This is a genomic window from Wolbachia endosymbiont of Spodoptera picta (assembly GCF_018141665.1).
Lineage (GTDB): Bacteria > Pseudomonadota > Alphaproteobacteria > Rickettsiales > Anaplasmataceae > Wolbachia.
This window is the reverse complement of the sequence record NZ_CP067976.1, coordinates 423317-442170: the sequence shown is the minus strand read 5'-3', so window position 1 is coordinate 442170 and position 18854 is coordinate 423317. Positions and strand designations below refer to the sequence as shown.

Sequence of the window (18854 nt, the reverse complement as noted above, 5' to 3'; positions counted from 1 at the left end):
TCCATATTATCCAGCAGTGTAAAATATTGCTACACAATAGTATTTATTCTAAAATAAACTTTCCTTTTGAGCTATTTTATTAATATCCATTCTTACGTCTGCACTAAAATGAAAAAGATAAAACTCGGAATACTAATTTCAGGTAGAGGATCAAACATGCAGGCTTTAATAGAAGCATGTCAAGATCAGAATTTCCCTGCTGAAACTGTGTGTGTTATCACAAATAATAGTGAAGCTGGAGGCCTTAAAATAGCAAAGCAAGCAGGAGTTTCAGCGTTTGTTGTTGAAGATAAGCCACTTGATACTGATAAAATTCATGAAATACTTGTTCAACATAAGGTTGATTTAATTTGCCTTGCAGGGTTTATGAGAATTATAAAGGCCAATTTCCTGAATAAATGGCATAACAAAGTTATAAATATTCATCCCTCTTTACTTCCGTCATTTAAGGGCCTAAATGCTCAGGAGCAAGCTCTGAAAGCGGGTGTAAAAATTACAGGATGTACTGTGCATTATGTTACTCCTGAAATTGATGCTGGAGCCATAATCGCTCAAGCTACTGTTCCAGTGTTACCAAATGATGATGTTCACAGTCTCTCAGAGCGCATTCTAGCTGAAGAGCATAAGTGTTATGTAAAAGCAGTAAGATCAATAGCAGAAGGTATTAACTATTGACCTTGAGCGTTTCTTCCAACTTCAACAAAAAATAAATTTTCAGGATTCAGTAAAGAACTTGCCAGCTTGTTTACTTTTTCCAATTGAACATCATTAATGATATTTGCATAATTATTTATATGGTTAATATCACGATCATCTATCTGCATACTATCCAGTAACGTTGCTATATTTGCATTATTGGATAGAAAAGAGAAGATAAGGTTATTTACTAAACTGGTTTTTGCATCCTTGAATAATTGTTCGTCAATTCCTTCCTCTTTTATTCTGCTAAATGTATCTTTTACTGCTGATATAGCTTTGCTAGCAGTGGAACTATCAGTACTCATAAATCCAGATATAATATTTCCATGCTTATTAGGAACATTACGTGCACTAACACCATAAGTAATACCTAGATTTTGTCTCAACTCTTTCATCAGTATTGAGTTTAGACTCATACTACCAAGCGCATTAATCAAAACACTAGCATTATAGTAATTAGGGTCTTCATATGCTATGCCTTTTTGAGCAAAAAGTATTACACTCTGTGGTATATCCATAAAAACGCTCTTACTTTCTGCAGGCCCAAATTCATTTTTTACAGATACCTTCCTAACTTTCGATCTTTTTGATGGTAACTTAGATAAATATTTATCGAGCAGCGTACTAACTTCTTCTTTTGTTGCACAACCAACAATACTAATAACAATATTATCCTTAGTAAAACTACGCTTTATGTATGTTAAAACATCGTCTCTAGTAACGCTCATTATAGTGTCTAGAGTTCCATATGGATCTCTTGAGTAAGGATGTTTTTTGAACAACAACGTATCCAACTCTTTTGCAGCAATAAAATAAGGATCTTTTTCAAAATTATTAAAGTTTACTTTGGCTTTTTCAAAAACTCTATTCAATCCTTCAGGATCAACTTTAGGACGCATTATAGCATCACTTAGTAGTGAAATTGCATCCTCTAGATTCTCAGATAAAGTGTTTAATGAAACCCTAAATGCTTCTAAACCAGCAGTAAAATTTAAACTAATTCCTTTATCCTCAAGCTTTTTTACAAAATCTTTGGCATCATTTTTTCCTGCTCCTTCTTGAATTACAAGAGAAGTAAACCAAGCAAGCCCCTGCTTTTCTGCACTTTCATACACGTAACCTGCATCTTTGAATGATATATTGAGTGAAACTTTTGGTAGATCACGGTTTTCAATAAACAAAAACTTAAGCCCTTTATTAGTAGTAACCTCCTCTATATTTAGGTAGCTGCTCGCCTGCAAATTAAAGACCAGACAGAAAAAAAGTAGAAATACAAGCTTACTTATTCTCATCATCATTACCTCCTTTTGGTAACAAACGGCCGACTAATTTATTAGTAGAAAAAATAGTACGAATTTTGTGATTTACATCTTTCAGATTGACATCATTAATTTTGCTATGTGAAATGTCTATTTCATCAAGTGGGATACCTAGTGCTAGACGTGGTATATAAAACATTGCTACACTAGTTAAATCAGATAGATTATCAAACTGTGCTGCTTTGTATTTAGACTTTGTGCTTTGCAACTCTTCACTTGTTATTTCTTCAGAGGTAAAGTGATTAATAGAATTTTCTAACTCTCTTGCAACAGCATCCAAATTCACCCCGCTTTTTGGAGTTACCCGAATCTCAATGTAACCATTACTAAAAGCTAAGCTATTATAATAAGCAAACACTTCTACTGCTACATTCTTATCTAGAACTAAATCTTTATATAGCTTACTAGACTTGCCATGCCCCAAAACATCAACTGCCAAATCAACAGGAAAAGTTTCACTTATTTGCTCAAATAAAGGAACACTATAGCGAAAGTATAAAACTGGCTCTTTTACTTCAGTGCTTTCTAAAATTACCGATATATCTGCATTATGTATTGAATCTTGGTTCGGATAATGCTTAACTAAAGGCTCAGCTTTAATTGCACCATATTTTTCCTTTGCTAATCCTGCTACTTCTTCAAATTCTACATCACCAACAACGAGCAGTATAGCATTATCTGGATGATAATAGTTATCATGAAACCTTGTTATGTCATCTTTATTGTAAGTTTTAATATCGCTCTCCCAACCAATAACAGACCTACCATAGCCATTACGATAAAATGCACTGTTCATTTCCTCCCATAGTAAAGCTTCAGGATTATTATCAAATCTCATCTTTCTTTCTTCTAATACGATATTTTTTTCTCTATCTATTTTGTCTTGAGTAACATCAAAATTGCCCATTCTATCTGCTTCAATTTCCATTGCTAGTGGTAAATCTTTTTTGAGAACTAATTCGTAGTAGCAGGTGTATTCTTTAGTGGTAAAAGCATTAAATTGGGCCCCAATGCTGCCCAAAGTGGATTCTATGTCTTTAAATTTTCCTGTAGTTTCAAACATTAAGTGTTCAAAGTAGTGAGCCAAGCCTGTTTTGCCAATTGGGTCATCCATTCCCCCAACTTTATATATTATTGCATGAAAAACAGCTGGAATTCGGTGATTAGGTACTACATAAACATCCAATCCGTTACTGAGCTTAGCATGCTTTATGATTTCAGCTTCCAAAGAAATCGGACAAATGAAAAAAAACACAGATAGTATAAAAAAACTAAAGAATTTGCGAAGCATTATTTCATTCCTCATTTTGCTTAGAGATAGACCTATCATATATATACCACTTATATAACAATGTACACATTCCACAAACTATAGATAGATCTGCTAAATTAAAGGCTGGCCAATACCAATCATTGATATGAAAATATATGAAGTCATATACAGCTCCCCAATAGATTCTATCAATTACATTTCCGATCGCTCCACCAATCATCAGAGAAAAACTAAGGTAAATTGACTTATCATTAGATTTATATATCAAGTATGCAAGTATACCAATTATTAATATTGAACATGCTGAAAAAAAGAAGCTGCCATGCGGCAGAGTACTACACATTCCAAAGCTAATTCCTGAATTCCAAACTTCAACTAATTTCATAAAACTAGTAATCTCGATTGACTCCCCCTCATCAATCAAAGAGTTTATATACAATTTACTTGTTTGATCGAATGATACTATAATCAATATAATAACTAAACATATCCTTTTCATAAATTTATCTTTAACTGGTAAGCCTTCATTATATCACGATCTATCTGTTTTGTTAACTCGTTAATACTATGGAATTTTTTTTCTGCCCTAATAAATTTTAAAAGTTGTATGTCAACCTTAAAATTGTATACATTTTCGTTGAAGTCAAATATATGCATTTCTACTATAGGTTTTTTTAAGTCCTTAAATGTAGGTCTCATACCAATGTTGACTACTCCATATAGCCAACTTGAACTATTTTCAGAAAATGCAACTTTGGCGTAATATGTACCAAGCTTAGGTTTTATCATGTAATCTTCTATCGGAATGTTTATGGTTGGAAACCCTATTTCTCTACCTCTACATGCACCTTTTGTTACAATACCAGAAACTTGATAAGACCTACCAAGTAATTTATTAGCAATTTCTATTTCGCCTTTTTGTAAACACTCCCTGATTGAGGAAGAAGAGCAAATTTTTCTATCGATTATCAATGGCTCTAATTTAGTTAAAGAATATTCATACATCTGAGAATATTTTTCTAGAGTTAATATGTTACCCAATCGTTTGTGACCAAAAGTACAACTTTCTCCAACAGTTATATGTTTAGCACCATACTTCTTTACCAAAATCTTACCAATAAAGTCATCGCAGCTAACCTCAGAAAAACCTCTACTAAAATTAATGATATACAAGTAATCTATACCATAGCTGCTGATAAGTTCCTTTTTTTGTTCTTGGTCTATCAACCTAAAATTGTTCCTACTAAATAAAACAGTTGATGGGTGAGGCTCAAAAGTTAAAACTGCAGAGGGTAATCCTCTTTCTTGTGCTACCTTCTTTAGATTGGAAATTGCAAACTTATGTCCTAAATGAACGCCATCGAAATTTCCGAAAGTTAGTGCCACATTATCTTTTATCCCTTGCTCACAGTTGTAAATAATTTTCATACAATTTGATATTTTATATATATTTTTTATATATAATAGTTGTATTTTATAAACTATGGAGATAAATCATGAAAAACACTAAAGGAAAAGTTGTAATATATGTGAAGAAGTACTGCCCATTCTGCAAGAAAGCAAAAGAGTTATTGGATGAAAAAGGTGTGAAATACGAAGAAATTGATGTACTTAGAAACTCGGATTTGTTTGACGGTATAAAATCAAAATATAACGTCAGGACAGTTCCACAAATTTTTATTACTGATGAAAATGGTGATTATGTACATCATATTGCTGGATGTGACAAATTGATGGATCTTGAAAAAGAAGGAAAGTTGGATAATATGTTAAATAACAATGAAGATAGCATTAATGCAACAGCTTACACAAGCGGCAGTGATGAACACGAGGGATGTAATATAATACATAATGAAGATTTATGTGGTTTTTTTGTCTTACTGTTGCTGGCATACCCACTTTAAACAATTTTTAATGAATTAAAAATACAATTCATCTAGTGAGTTTTTTTAGTGGGAAAAAATGATAAAAAATATTATAATTGTTAGCAAAAACTTAATTAGTATTGAATTAATTAACAAACAAGATTTAGAGAGTTTCATCAAGATTTTCACAGTGCTTGATAAGCATATAGCAGCTAAAACTCTTTTTACAGAAGAAGTGACAATAGAGTATAAACAACACAATTGCATAGAAGTTGTTGAATTGATAAAAGATACAGGTTTTACATATCATGATGTTGAGAATGTGTTAAATCACCTAAGTAATCATGGAATGAAAGTACCAAGTAGCGTTATAGCAAGCACCCTTTCTTCTTCATACAATCACGCACTTGAGTCTAAGGATGTAGCATTTGCCTGTTCTAAAGGGTTGCCACAATTTTACATCAGGGTAAATAAGAATACCTTTATAATGACTCCTATAAGTGAAGAGAATCTGGAATTGAATTCGCAAAATAGCAAAATGCTTATAGAGTCATTAAAGAGCGAAAAAAGCACTTATGATTGCATAGTGGAAGAAAATATCATCAAAGTTATAGTGCATTCTGAAATACATCAGGCTATAAACTCGATTATAAAATCACTGATAAAGTCTTGCCTTTTAGCAAGAGATGAAGAAGAAAAATTCAAAGAGAAATTGAGACAACTTGCTTTTAAAGATCAAGCTTTCGTTGAGTATTCTAGCATCAAAACCATTCATAGATATCCGAATAACCATCCTCTGAGAAAGCATGAAAGTGTTATTAAAGATATAGAAAATATTTTATGTGATTTCATAATAAATGAGAACAGCGGGTTTGCTATAGAGCGGTTAAATAGACTGGGCTCAGAAGTCTCTCCAAATACTCCAAGAATCATCACTAAAACTATAGATAAGCTTGTTAAGTTTCACTAAAATGTTGTTGGAATGGTTTTAGCCAATGTCTACATATATCTGATTTTTACTGATTGAGTGGAGCAATTGAGCTGCTCTCTGTCATCCCAGCGTTTAACACTGGGATGATTTCGTTGTATGGTATCTTGTATAGTGTTTTACAAATTCACATAGCTATTTCAAATTTACCTATATCAATGTCAGTAAATTTATTGAGAAAATATCACTTAGTTCTTTAAATTTATGTTTTTGGATATATATTAATCATTTATTTTCAAAGCCTCAATAAAAGCATTTTGTGGGATGTTTATGTTTCCCACAGAATGCAATCTTTTCTTACCTTTCTTCTGCTTTTCAAGCAGCTTCATCCTTCGTGTGACGTCTCCACCATAGAGCTTGGCTGTTACATCTTTTCTATACGGGTTAATCGTTTCTCTAGCAATAATTTTTCCGCCTACTGCCGCTTGAATCGCGATTTTATATTGCTGGCGTGGTATCAAGTCTTTCAAACGTGCACATATTTCGCGACCTCTTTTTTCTGCCCTGCTTTTATGAACAATGCAGGCTAACGCATCCACAGGTTCTCCATTAACTAAAAAACTTAATTTATCTATCTGACTTTCCTGATAATCGGATATTTCCCAATCTAAACTTGCATATCCCTTGGAAATTGATTTTAGTCTATCGTAAAAATCAAAAACAACCTCAGACAGCGGTAATTTATACTTCAGTAGTGCTGTTGTCGTATTACCAACATAAGATAAATCCTGCTGTTCTCCTCTCCTCTCTTCACACAGAGATAGAATCTCTCCTAAATATTGATCAGGTACCATTATAGTTGCAGTGATCCACGGTTCTTCCACTATTTCAATTTTTGTAGGGTCTGGCATATCGCTTGGGTTATGGATATTTAAAACTTTACCATTTTGTATTGCAACTTTATATATAACACTCGGTGCAGTTGCTGTTAGATCTAAATCAAATTCTCTTTCGAGTCTTTCTTGAATGACTTCAAGATGTAGCATTCCTAAGAAACCGCAACGAAATCCATAACCTAGGGCATTTGACGTTTCAGCATCAAATGTAAAACTAGCATCATTTAAATGTAATTTTTCTAGTGCTTCCCTTAAATATTTAAAATCATCTGTGTTATTGGGAAAAATACTGCAAAATACTACAGGATGTACTTCTTTAAAGCCAGGTAATGCCTTGCTGCACGGCCTTTTCTCTTCAGTAATAGTGTCTCCTACTTTGCAGTCTGCTACTTCTTTCATTGAAGCAGTTATAAAACCAACTTCACCTGCTGAAAGTTCACCAGTCATAACTTTTTTAGGAGTGAAAATACCGATATTATCGACCTGATATGTAGCATTATTAGACATCATAACGATTCTCATGCCTTTTTTTAGTACTCCATTTTTAACTCGCACTAAAATTACTACTCCCAGGTAAGGATCATACCAACTATCAACTAAAATTGCTTGCAGTGGAGCATTTGTATCACCTTGAGGAGCGGGAAGTTTTGTCACTATAGCTTCAAGTACATCCTTTATCCCAAGACCAGTTTTTGCCGATATCAAAATTGACTCACTTGCATCAATACCAATTACTTCTTCAATCTGAAGCTTTACCTTTTCTGGATCTGCAGCAGGAAGGTCAACTTTATTGAGCACAACTATTATCTCATGATTATTGTCAATTGCCTTGTACACATTTGCCAGAGTCTGAGCTTCAACTCCTTGGCTGCTGTCCACCACCAAAAGTGAGCCTTCACATGCAGCTAAGCTTCGGCTGACTTCATATGAAAAGTCAACATGACCTGGTGTGTCCATGAGGTTGAGGCAATATTTATTACCATTATTTGCAGTGTAATTGAGTCTTACCGTTTGTGCTTTGATTGTGATTCCGCGTTCACGCTCTATATCCATTGAGTCAAGTACCTGATTGGTCATTTCCCTTGTCTCAAGACCGTTACATTCTTCTATCAAACGATCAGCAAGAGTTGACTTCCCATGATCTATATGTGCTATTATTGCAAAATTTCTTATATTGTTCATAGATCTACTTATTTAAGTAGATCTATTTTACATTTTAAGTATTACAAGAGCAATTATTTATATCTCTTTTTGCTAAAAACATTAAGCTGAAGTCCTTGCCAATGGCCGGCAATGCTCATTAGCTGATGCTTGCTTCACTGTGCTACTTGGATCTTCTTGCTGTCTACACGTTTTTACTGCATCAGCAAGGCTTAGGTAACCAAGGACAGGAACTTTAATTTTTACATCTTTATTTTTTTCTAAATCTTTATCATCTGGTTTATTACTTACTATTTTAATACTGCCATCGCTAGCACTTAATGTGATGCTACATTCCCTTTCACCTACATACCAGTTAAACTTTATTCCATATTGAGCTGCAGTACCTAAATTATAATATCTAACCCCCTCATGTATGTAGCCACTGATAGGTTCTTTTTGATCTCCACTTGAAAGAAGAAAACCGGCAGTATTGTTTTCTTTACAAAATTCACTATTTAAAAATTCGCTTACCCTAATATCTGTGTTTTTATTGTCGTCTTTTAGCTTGATTGTTGCATAAAGAGAATTTTGATCCTTACGCTTTTCAATTGACACCGCATCAATGGTGCCATTTTTTATGTACTTGCCAAACTCCTCTTTAGCTTTCTCTTCTAACTCTTTTTGCCTTGCTACACTTTGTTGTTGTTGCGTTTTTTCTAGCGCTTCTTCCATTTTTTTCTTAAGTGATTCGATATCACAAATTAACACAGATTCATCAATGTTGGGGATCGCTGATTCTTGGCCCACTCCTGTCTTCAATCCTTTAATTATGTTTACTATCTTTAAGATAGACTCTAAGTTTTGATAATATACATCAATTTTTTTACTATTTAGGCTACCCTTATTTTTATCCCAGTCATCACTGATGTGAGAAAACATTGAATCAAGCCCTTTGTAAATTGTTCCCAATTCACTTGATTCCTCTAGGCTTATTCCATCACATTTAATACTACTAACACAATCATTGAATGACTTTATTTCTTCAGGATCTATAAAGAGACTGTGCAGTTCCTTACGCTCTACTCTATCTTGTATTTTTTGTTTTATTGCTTTTAATATCTTACTATTCATATATTTTACCTCATAAAGCTATTCAATATTATATACATAAAGATTAGGAAATGTTAAAACTTTCTACATTCTTGCATACTTCCTATTATTCTTTTAACATAGACGATACTTTTTTTGAATGAGAAGTCGCTTTATTAATCATATAATTCTCATGATTGTTATCTATTTTAGGCAGCTCATACAGATAATTCACCATTATTCCGGCTGACTGACTAATGCCTTTTTCAGAAGTATCAGCCATCCAGTTGATTTGTTTTATTGATGCACCATTGCTTAAATGAAAGTGTGCTACTGGATCATAAGCACCCCCACCACTGCTTTTAACCTTTAGCAAATAATGTGCACAAAGTTTCAGTAGGGACTGTTTTTCGCATTCAATGTTAGTTTTTATGCTTTCTAAAATTTCTGTACCTGATTGTTTTATATTAAGCTTACCTAATAAAGCTACGTCTTGATTTTTTAGCCATTTTGTAAATCCAGGAACTGGAGAAAGAGTTGCATACGCTTTTACGCTTTTAAATTCTTGCGATAGTTTTTCTACGACTCTCTTTATTAAAAAGTTACCGAGGCTAATTCCAGATAAACCAGTTTGAGTGTTTGATATTGAATAGAATATAGCAGTACTTGCACTGCTTGGGTCACTTGAAGGAACTGACTCGTCCAAAACGTGTTGAATACTATCTGCAATCTCATTCATCAGTGCAACCTCTACAAAAATTAAAGGTTCATTTGGTATTTTGTAATGAAAGAAAGCAAAACAGAGACGATCAGAATCTAGTCTGTTTTTTAAGTCATCCCAAGAGGAAATTTTATGTACAGCTTCATATTTTATAAGTTTTTCCAACAATGATGCAGGTGAATCCCAAGTGATTTGATGAAGATCAAGTAGATCAACATCAACCAAAGTACAAAGTATACTTTTTAATTCGTTTTCTAGTGGACTTAGACTTTTATATTGATTCTTCAGCTTGAGTACATCAGAACGCATATCAACAATAAACTTAAGGCCCTCCGGTAAGGAGATAAACTGCTTCAATATTTTAGAGCGTGGTGATTCAAGGACTTTCATTAAGTCTTGTTCAAACTTATAGCTCGACTCAGAATCTTGATTTTTCTTATATACTTTTATTTCTTCATCTATTTTCGTTTTATCCGGATTGAACTTTTCTGCCAGGGTTTGTAAAAATTTTATTTGACCTGCCTCTGATAAACTCAAGTACAAATTACCAAGAGATACGGTGTTCTTACGTGCTGAGACTTCACCCCCCTTTGGGTTTAAGCATTCGTTCATCTTCAAGACTAAACTATCGACATCGCGACTACTACTTAAATCAGGGCTAATATTGCCAACCCATGACCTTACAGCATCTGCTACTTCACCTAATATTTTAAAAAAGCCCTTTGGTGCTTTCTTATCTTCAACTTTTACTATATCAGTTTTTGCTAGTGACTCTTTTATCATATTTCCTTTTATCGTGTATCTATCTTAATTTAAAGAAAAATCTTAGTCTACAAAGAAGGCATATATTTTCATGGTACAACTATTTTACAATCTATTTAAAATTTTCGTAAAGAGAGTTAGATTTTTAATTTCATTATTTCTCTTACAAAAGTACTTTTATTATAAAAATGCTCTTTTTTCTCTCCCCCTTTTCCGGGTAAGGCTGATTTTTTAATTACCTAGTCGAAGTTACTTAATTTTTACACATCTATTGTAAAGTACAAAGGCTGACTTTGGAATGAAAATGCTAGCTGATGCTTGGACTTTATTGATACTTACGCTACTTGAAACTATACTTGGTATAGACAATTTAATCTTTATTTCTCTAGCAATAGATAAGGTGCCAAATCTGCTGAGAGAAAGAGCCCGCCTGATAGGTTTTGGCTTGGCGCTATTGATGCGTTTTGTAATATTATTTTTTATATCACATATATTATCAATGGAAAAGCCTATATTTTACTCTGTATCACTAGATATTTCAGTAAAAGATTTGCTTATGATTGCAGGAGGGTTATTTCTTATTGTTAAAAGTTCTATGGAGTTATGGAGCGAAATTTTTGTACATAAGGAGAACAAAACAAAGGCAAACGTTAAATCACAATTTTTTTTAGTTGTGCTACAAATTATATTAATAGATTTAGTTTTTTCTGTTGATTCAATATTAACTGCTATAGCATTAACTCATAATATGATAATCATTGCTATAGCATTTACATTTTCCATATTAGCAATGCTATTTTCATCAAGTTATACCGCTAAGTTAATAAAATCCAGCCCAAGCTTAAAAGTAATTGCCATTCTATTTATGTTACTCATTGGTATATATTTAATACTTGAAGGACTTCACATAGAGCTACCAAAAGCATATTTGTATTCTTCATTTATGTTTGCAATGCTTGTGGAAGCTATAAGCAAAATAAAGAAAATGCGGCCTTGAAATTATTTTGCACAAAGCAAAAGTCTAATTTTTATTCCGGTGTGTGACGAATATCTGTACGAACATTTCGATGTCATCCGAGTAGCTGACACTGGGATCCATTATTCTTTTTTTCTGGATTCCAGCGTCACGCGCTGGAATGACATTAAATAGTTTTCCTTAAAATTTGAGCTATGCAAGCAGCCTCTTTGGTGTGATTCGAGTAGCTGAAACTGGAATGAAATTATTGCTACTCCCACTCAATAGTTGCTGGTGGCTTGGAAGTTAAATCATACACAACTCGATTTACTCCAGAAACTTTGTTAACAATTATACTACTGATGTCTTGCAAAAACCTCCAAAATACTAACGAATGTTGATCTTTATTTTCAAATGGAAATGCATCAGCTGTCATGCCATCAGATGAAGTCACAGCCCTTAAAGCGCAAACATATCCGTATGTACGATTATCTCCCATAACTCCCACAGTTTTTACTGGTAACAGTACAGCAAAAGCCTGCCATATTTTATCATACAGATCATAATTTTTCATTGTGTTGATATATATTTCATCTACTTCTTGCAATATTCGTACCTTTTCTTCATCAACCTCACCTATGATCCTCACTGCAAGTCCAGGTCCAGGAAATGGATGTTGCAATATTATCTCATCTGAAAGCCCAATTTCTTTGCCAAGCAGCCTTACTTCATCTTTAAAGAGATAGCGTAAAGGTTCTACTAGTTTCAGATTCATTTTTTCTGGCAACCCACCAACATTGTGATGAGATTTAATTGTACTAGTGTTTCCTGAAGCGTGCCCTGATTCAACTACATCAGAGTAAATGGTGCCTTGCATTAAAAAATCCACATCACCTATTTTTTTTGCCTCTTCTTCAAATACTTCGATAAAAGTATTGCCGATAATTTTTCGCTTTTCTTCCGGATCAGTTATTCCCCTTAACCTACTTAAAAACAAGTTTGATTTATCAACGTAATTTATTGGAATTTCTTTTAACATAGCAGTGGTCTGGCTCTTACGCAATAACCCAGTATCGATAAAAATACAGTTTAATTGTTTTCCTATAGCTTTGTGTGTAAGAACTGCTGCAACACTTGAATCAACTCCCCCACTTACTGCAGCAATTACTTTTTTCTCCCCTACTAAGTTTTGAATTTTTTCCTTCTGTTTTTCAATGAATGACTTCATTGTCCAATCTCTCTCACAATTTGCAATATCTAAGAAATTAGAGAGAAGTTTACTACCATTTGTCGTAGGCTTAACTTCAGGATGGAACTGAGTACAGTAAATCTTCCGCTGTTCGTTAGCAATTATTGCGATTGTTTGATTTATTATACCTGAGGCAATAGCAGTAAATCCTTGCGGTATAGTTTCGACACTGTCTGCATGGTTCATTAGCACATCGATTTCGGAATTAACGTCCCAAGTATCCTTTATAATTGGGGATTCTTTTAGTATCTTGATTTTAGTTTTGCCAAATTCCTGATTGAATTCTTTTCTTACCTTTGCCCCGAAATAATGACAAATGAGTTGCTGTCCATAACATATTCCAAGTATAGGAGTGTTTATTGTTTCGTTAAGTTTTATAATTTTATGTGCTACTTCACTTACTTCAGAGCAATTGTCATTTACAGATTGCGGTCCTCCAGAAAAAATAAATCCATTGAATTTTGATACTGTTTTGAAATCGATATTGCTTGGAAATATTTCACAGTAAACGCCCATTTCCCTGATTTGTCTTGCAATAAGCTGTGTAAACTGTGAACCAAAATCAATAACGGCAATTGCTGACAATGTGCTCCTCCATATTATTTAAAGCAATATTTGATAATAAAGAAAACAATAAAGTAAGTAAACTAAGACCTGTTTAAAAACTTTAATAAATGACTAAAGTAACTTAAATTTACTGCAAAAGCTTTATGATTAAGCTGTCTTAATTATCATTCCGATACTCTCTTCTTATCATAATAGCAACCCCAACATCTTTCCTTAAGTTGATGCCATTGCCTGAACGGATACGTTTAATATATATAAATTCCTATCTTTTGTATCTAATAAACCAAGTGTTGGTACGATTGTTGCTTTCAGGAAGATGACGGTTTCTACTGTCTTAGCCAGTTTTTTTGACTTTTGATGCAATAAGTTTTGGTTATCTTTTCTATGCTCTATAAGCCCACCAATTACCATAACTTCGCCGCTCTTAATTTTTAACGTAGAGTGCATTTCTCTGGTTTCAATAATTGGAATGTCACTATTTAATTTCATTTTATTCTGTTGTGCGACATATTCTATATTTGGGTCTTTAGTGTAATCGTTAATTCTTGATAAGGTTGGGTGTATATCCATGAATATTTCATTAGTATCAATGTTAATGCTTGGGTGGATTATTAACACCACACCTATTGGAGTGCTATTCATCTTGGTAATTAATGCATGATTAGAATTTTTGGTATTTTTCTGTATATAGGAAGTAAAATAGATATGGTTTTTAGTAAATGAAATCATTGCTTGCTGATTATTTATAGCATGTACTCTAGGGCTTGAAATTACGGTTGAAGTGCCAAATTTGCCTAAATTTTTTACTAAATCTCCTAAATCACTAACACTAGAGTTAATTGCTAGGTCAATAATAGAGTTACCTTGATTTGTTATAGATTTGGTTTCATTATGCAAATCATTTAAGTTGATACCAGAAAGGTATTTATCGTCTAATAAAACTTCAACTATTTTGGCCTCGATCATTACTTGAGAAGACGCCAATTTCTTAACTTTATTAATATATTCTTCAACAGCTTTGTGAATATCTTTTCTAGCATTTAGAATAATGACACCAGCTTCTCTGTTGGATGAAAGAAACTCACCATCATCTACTCCGTTAACATCCATTATTGCATTTAAGCCTTTTTCTAATGAATTCCATAAATCACTACTATATTGAGATTTCATATAGTTTCTATCACCATCACTGTCGGTAATATTGTTACCAATGATAAAACTCCTTTGCGCAGAGTGTTGAATATTGATGAAGTCTACGTAATAATTTTGTGCATATGGCAAATCTTGTTCAATTCTAATTACACCATTATTCATTGAGTAACGCAATTTGGCGCTGTTGGCTATATTCTGAATTACTTCGTTTACGTTCTTATCTTTTAGTTTTAAAGTAATATTACCTGATATTTTGGGGTCTATGTCTAAGTTAATGTCAGAAAGTTTTCCTATCTCAATCAGTAAATCCTTTACTGGTACTTTTTCATCAACATTAATCGAAAGAAACTGGTTACTGGTTGTAAGATCGGGAAACTCTACCGGTAAAGGTATCATTTCTGGTATTGCTGGTTCGTTATTCTTCAAAGGAGTATTATATTGTTGCAACGAATAATCGTGCTTATAATTGTCTATATTAACAGAATGTTGCTTATTAGGTAGATGTGTACAAGAAATAATGAAAAGGAGTATTAAACATTTTAAAATAGCCATGAGGGCAGCATACAAATCTATACTAATAGTTTTCTATAAAAATGTTAAAAATGTATTTAATTGTATCCGTTCAGGGGAGTGGTTTAAGAAATGATAGATAGGAGATTATGAAAAGGGTTTAGCCGCATGGAAGTGGGATGAAAAGAAGCACTGGTTTCACATGCGTCTGAACAGACAGCATTTTAAATTTGTCCTGTGCAATGTTTGTACAGTTGCGATAAAAATTACTTGACAAATTTTGACAGCTTTGTTATTTTGATAGTGAAGATATTCTAGAGCTCGAAATCTATCTTCGTCTGCAGACTTTTCAACTTCATTAATTTATAATCTCTAGTTAAAGTATATTGTACTTATGTATAGATAACTTCTATCATAGCTATATACATTTTTCTGAGTTTTTTTGTATTACTTAGGAGGGTCATCATGTTTAAAATCATGGATTACGCATATCATTGACATAAATGCCTTAAAAGGACAGATGGTACCTACGTCCTCTTTATATAGATTATGTATTTGTTCAGATACGACTAAATTGTGTCTAGTGTAGAAAAAATTAGACAAATTCAGCGTTATATAGAACCAAATTCAACGGAAGTAGAATTATCCTCATTTCCATAATAGTAAGGATTTGCCTCTTGCGTATTATTAACAGCAGTTTTTAATAGTACTTCCTTATCACTATTCCATGCAACTTTCTCCATAATTGGAATATAATCCTTACACTTTTGATTATCTCCACAATCCTTGATTTTACCATCATCATTTAGATAACGCTTCAATGCATCATAGTATACTTTAGTGTTATTACCCTCTTTATCTACCATTTGTCCTAAGGTATTAACAAGTATCAATGGTGCAACTTGTTTTGCTTTTACAACACTTGTTTCACTGGACTCTCTAAAGAGATTAGGGCATGATCCTCTAGAAAAAAAGCTCTTGTTGAATTCTGGATTACTACGGTAAACGTTCGGGTAACAGAAACTCTTAATCTCTTCTTCTCGACACGCTAACTCTATTTGATCATCCACACATTTTTCACATTCTATATTACCAAGCCAGGATATTGAATTAAGATCCTCTGTAAAGGCAAATTTAAAATTTACTGCACCATAATTACCATTTGCTCCCTCTTCTATATATTTTGCAATCTTAGGATTACTGTACATCTCAGGATATAATTCCTTTAGTAAATCAGATGCACTAAAACCTTGACAACCTATCTTATTATCAACTTTATAAAAATGAGAATACGGCCCACAATTTTCATACTTGGAACAATCTGAGGTTACTTTTCGAGATGTAATTTCTCCATTTTCATTTTCTCCTTCATCGTTAACAGGTTCGCCCGTACCACTTCCTTTTTTACATTCTTCAGCTATTTTTTTATACCACTCAGTCTCTGCTTTTGCTCGCTTAACCTCCTCTTCACATTTCGTAAGCTTCTTTTCTACTAGTTCAAAATCCTCTTTTACTACGGAACTATTTGTAAATTCCTTCTCAGTCGTAGTTTCACCCTCAGTGATCTCATCTATATCCTCTTCACCATAAAAAAGTTTGTTGTTATATAAATAACTATTATTAATTTGGTTACTATAGGTGTTTTTTGACATCGGCACCTCCTCTACAGTCAAAATTGAAATTGTATTAAAATAAAAAAACTACAAATTTAATGTGAGTAAAAGAAACCACATTTCAAGAAACTTCATGGTAACTTAGGAGCTATTATAAGCTAAAGTAATTAAAAATTTAATAACTTGCATTATAAATATAGCATATCTATCAATAAAAATTTTCTTTCAATTTCTAACGTATCTTTGCTAATTTTGCATACAGTTCACCTTAGAGAGTCATGATTCTTCTACTTTCATGTGATTAATCACTATAATCTTGAAGTGTGGTTTGTACGTAATTAGTTCTGGAACTTGCTAATGGATGATTGCTCTACATTTTAATCTCTGTCGCTGTTCACAACATTACATTCTGGAACTGCATACCTAATATCGCATACTGATTTCTCTCTTTATCTTCTGCAAATTAATTAAATGAAGGGCATTAAGTATCCACACTACTAAAAAGAATGTTGCACAAAATATAAACATTGCAATGAGTGGCAGCAGTAAAGAACCTTCTATTGCTACTCCACCTTTTCTAAAAATACTTGCTGGCTGATGAAGAGTAGACCATAAATTCACAGAAAATTTTACTATGGGAATATTTATAGCACTAAAAATGGCAAATACTGCTGATGATTTCTCTGCTCTTGCTTGATTATCAAAAGCGCTCCACAATGAAAGATAACCAACATACAGAAAAAACAAAATCAGCATTGAAGTAAGCCTTGCATCCCATACCCACCAAGTACCCCATGTTCCTTTTCCCCAGATGCTACCTGTGATTAAACATATTGCCGAAAAGACTGTCCCTGCAGGAGCAGCAGCATGTGCCAAAACACTAGCAACGCTATTGTTCCACACCAATGAAATGAAACTGAGTGATGCAATGAGTCCGTATATTCCAAGAGCAAGCCATGCAGAAGGCACATGAAGATACATAATTCGTACGATTTCTCCTTGTTTATAATCTCCTGGGGAGAAGAATAATGCCAAGAACATTCCAATTAAAAAACATGCGAAACAAATAACCCCAAGCCAAGGTAGAGCTTTTTTAGTAAAAGAAGTGAAATTTGTAGGCTTTAATAAAAACATTCGTTTTGAGAATAATTGTGTTAAGAATTTATCAATTAGTTTGAGTTTTATCAACAAGATAGTTTTTCTATATTTACGTAGTATAATAAATTAGCACAATTTCAGTACCAGATTGCTTGCTATTATTTTTAGTATAACGTTGATGATCCTTAAAAAGCTTAACCTACACTTAGTGTCAGATTCAAGTGGTGAAACTGTTATATCAGTTGCAAAATCAGCTCTGAAACACTTTCGTTCTGTAGAAACGATCGAATATGTTTGGTCTTTCGTAAAAGGAGAAGAGCAGATTGACAAAATTTTAGAGGAAATTAATAGAAAAAGTGATGAGCATAATTTTGTTATATGCACTATTACTAATGATGAGCTAAGAAAATATCTAAAAAATAATTGTATAAAGCTAAAAATTCCCTACAGAGCGATATTATCACACATTATTAGGGAAATCTCATCCTATCTTGAAATTGAAAAAGACGAAAAACTTGACTTACATGCTGAGATAAATAACGAATATTTTCAGCGCATTGAGGCAATAAACTATACCATTAATCATGATGATGGACAAAATATTCAAGATATTGATAAAGCCGATATAATTTTGGTTGGAGTTTCACGCACATCAAAATCTCCCACCAGTATGTATTTAGCTTACCGAGGCTATAAAGTTGCAAATGTTCCTTTTGTTAGCGAGGTACCCTTTTACGTCGACTTAGCAAAATTAAAAAATAAACTGACTATAGGAGTAACAATAGACGTAAGAAGGCTAATAGAAATACGCAAAAATAGACTGACTTCAATTAATAATGAAGGTAATAATATATATGCTGACCCTAGAAAAGTAGAAAAGGAAATTAAAGAAGCAGAGGAGTTCTTTAAGCAAAATAACTGGCCAATTATTGATGTCACGCAAAGGTCAATCGAAGAAGTATCAGCAACAATTATACAGTATTTTAATAAAATGTGAAAAATTTATCAATTGACT

At 33.1% G+C, this 18854-nt stretch carries 16 protein-coding genes; 5 read left to right on the top strand and 11 right to left on the bottom strand.

All coding sequences use genetic code 11. The annotated features are described in order from the left end of the window. Positions 1-108: 108 nt before the first annotated feature. Positions 109-675 carry a phosphoribosylglycinamide formyltransferase gene (purN, locus tag JKF54_RS01825; RefSeq protein ID WP_010402201.1) on the top strand — a complete coding sequence of 189 codons (567 nt, stop codon included), beginning with the start codon at positions 109-111 and terminating at the stop codon, positions 673-675. Here purN and JKF54_RS01820 read toward each other — a convergent pair. Genes JKF54_RS01820 through ribF form a run of 4 tightly spaced genes read right to left on the bottom strand, consistent with a single transcriptional unit; the run spans position 669 to position 4719 of the window. Continuing rightward, on the bottom strand, positions 669-1991 hold the full coding sequence (locus JKF54_RS01820) for a M16 family metallopeptidase (protein WP_211908717.1): 1323 nt from the start codon (positions 1989-1991) through the stop codon (positions 669-671). The two genes, purN and JKF54_RS01820, sit on opposite strands and share 7 nt — an antisense overlap. Beyond that, entirely contained in the window at positions 1978-3309 is a 1332-nt protein-coding gene (locus JKF54_RS01815; protein WP_211908716.1) for a M16 family metallopeptidase, read from the bottom strand. Before JKF54_RS01815 ends, JKF54_RS01820 begins: the two co-directional genes overlap by 14 nt. 4 nt (positions 3310-3313) lie before the next feature. Beyond that, positions 3314-3790, bottom strand: coding sequence for a signal peptidase II (gene lspA / locus JKF54_RS01810; RefSeq protein ID WP_007301940.1), 477 nt, complete (start codon positions 3788-3790; stop codon positions 3314-3316). Continuing rightward, entirely contained in the window at positions 3787-4719 is a 933-nt protein-coding gene (gene ribF, locus JKF54_RS01805; protein ID WP_063630547.1) for a riboflavin biosynthesis protein RibF, read from the bottom strand. Before ribF ends, lspA begins: the two co-directional genes overlap by 4 nt. A gap of 68 nt (positions 4720-4787) precedes the next feature. Between ribF and JKF54_RS01800 the strand changes: the two genes are divergently transcribed. Both JKF54_RS01800 and JKF54_RS01795 read left to right on the top strand, forming a co-directional pair. Continuing rightward, on the top strand, positions 4788-5195 hold the full coding sequence (locus JKF54_RS01800) for a glutaredoxin (protein ID WP_211908423.1): 408 nt from the start codon (positions 4788-4790) through the stop codon (positions 5193-5195). 58 nt (positions 5196-5253) lie between these two features. After that, positions 5254-6126, top strand: coding sequence for a hypothetical protein (locus JKF54_RS01795; RefSeq protein WP_007301937.1), 873 nt, complete (start codon positions 5254-5256; stop codon positions 6124-6126). A gap of 239 nt (positions 6127-6365) precedes the next feature. Here JKF54_RS01795 and lepA read toward each other — a convergent pair whose 3' ends face one another. The 3 genes from lepA to JKF54_RS01780 form a co-directional block, all read right to left on the bottom strand. Continuing rightward, positions 6366-8162 carry a translation elongation factor 4 gene (gene lepA / locus JKF54_RS01790; protein ID WP_211908422.1) on the bottom strand — a complete coding sequence of 599 codons (1797 nt, stop codon included), beginning with the start codon at positions 8160-8162 and terminating at the stop codon, positions 6366-6368. 81 nt (positions 8163-8243) lie between these two features. Then, the gene (locus tag JKF54_RS01785) at positions 8244-9254 is read right to left on the bottom strand and encodes a hypothetical protein (protein WP_211908421.1); all 1011 of its coding nucleotides are present in this window, start codon (positions 9252-9254) and stop codon (positions 8244-8246) included. Between the two features lie 85 nt (positions 9255-9339). Then, positions 9340-10716 (bottom strand): malonyl-CoA decarboxylase, encoded by a 1377-nt coding sequence (locus tag JKF54_RS01780; protein WP_211908420.1) that lies wholly within the window; start codon positions 10714-10716, stop codon positions 9340-9342. A 283-nt stretch (positions 10717-10999) separates the two neighbouring features. On the opposite strand from JKF54_RS01780, the gene JKF54_RS01775 reads away from it, so the two are divergent. Next, positions 11000-11692: a TerC family protein gene (locus JKF54_RS01775; protein ID WP_211908418.1), complete on the top strand. Its 693-nt coding sequence runs from the start codon at positions 11000-11002 to the stop codon at positions 11690-11692. A gap of 229 nt (positions 11693-11921) precedes the next feature. Here the strand turns inward: JKF54_RS01775 and guaA are convergent, their stop codons facing one another. From guaA to ccmC, 4 genes are all read right to left on the bottom strand, one after another. Further along, the gene (gene guaA / locus JKF54_RS01770) at positions 11922-13484 is read right to left on the bottom strand and encodes a glutamine-hydrolyzing GMP synthase (protein ID WP_211908416.1); all 1563 of its coding nucleotides are present in this window, start codon (positions 13482-13484) and stop codon (positions 11922-11924) included. 195 nt (positions 13485-13679) lie between these two features. After that, entirely contained in the window at positions 13680-15170 is a 1491-nt protein-coding gene (locus JKF54_RS01765) for a type II secretion system protein GspD (RefSeq protein WP_246433232.1), read from the bottom strand. Between the two features lie 569 nt (positions 15171-15739). Next, complete coding sequence (locus JKF54_RS01760; RefSeq protein ID WP_211908412.1) at positions 15740-16780, bottom strand: hypothetical protein; 1041 nt, start codon at positions 16778-16780, stop codon at positions 15740-15742. Between the two features lie 384 nt (positions 16781-17164). Further along, positions 17165-17875, bottom strand: a complete 711-nt coding sequence (gene ccmC / locus JKF54_RS01755) for a heme ABC transporter permease CcmC (RefSeq protein ID WP_211908410.1) — start codon at positions 17873-17875, stop codon at positions 17165-17167. A gap of 142 nt (positions 17876-18017) precedes the next feature. On the opposite strand from ccmC, the gene JKF54_RS01750 reads away from it, so the two are divergent. Beyond that, complete coding sequence (locus JKF54_RS01750; RefSeq protein ID WP_211908409.1) at positions 18018-18836, top strand: pyruvate, water dikinase regulatory protein; 819 nt, start codon at positions 18018-18020, stop codon at positions 18834-18836. Positions 18837-18854: the final 18 nt, after the last annotated feature.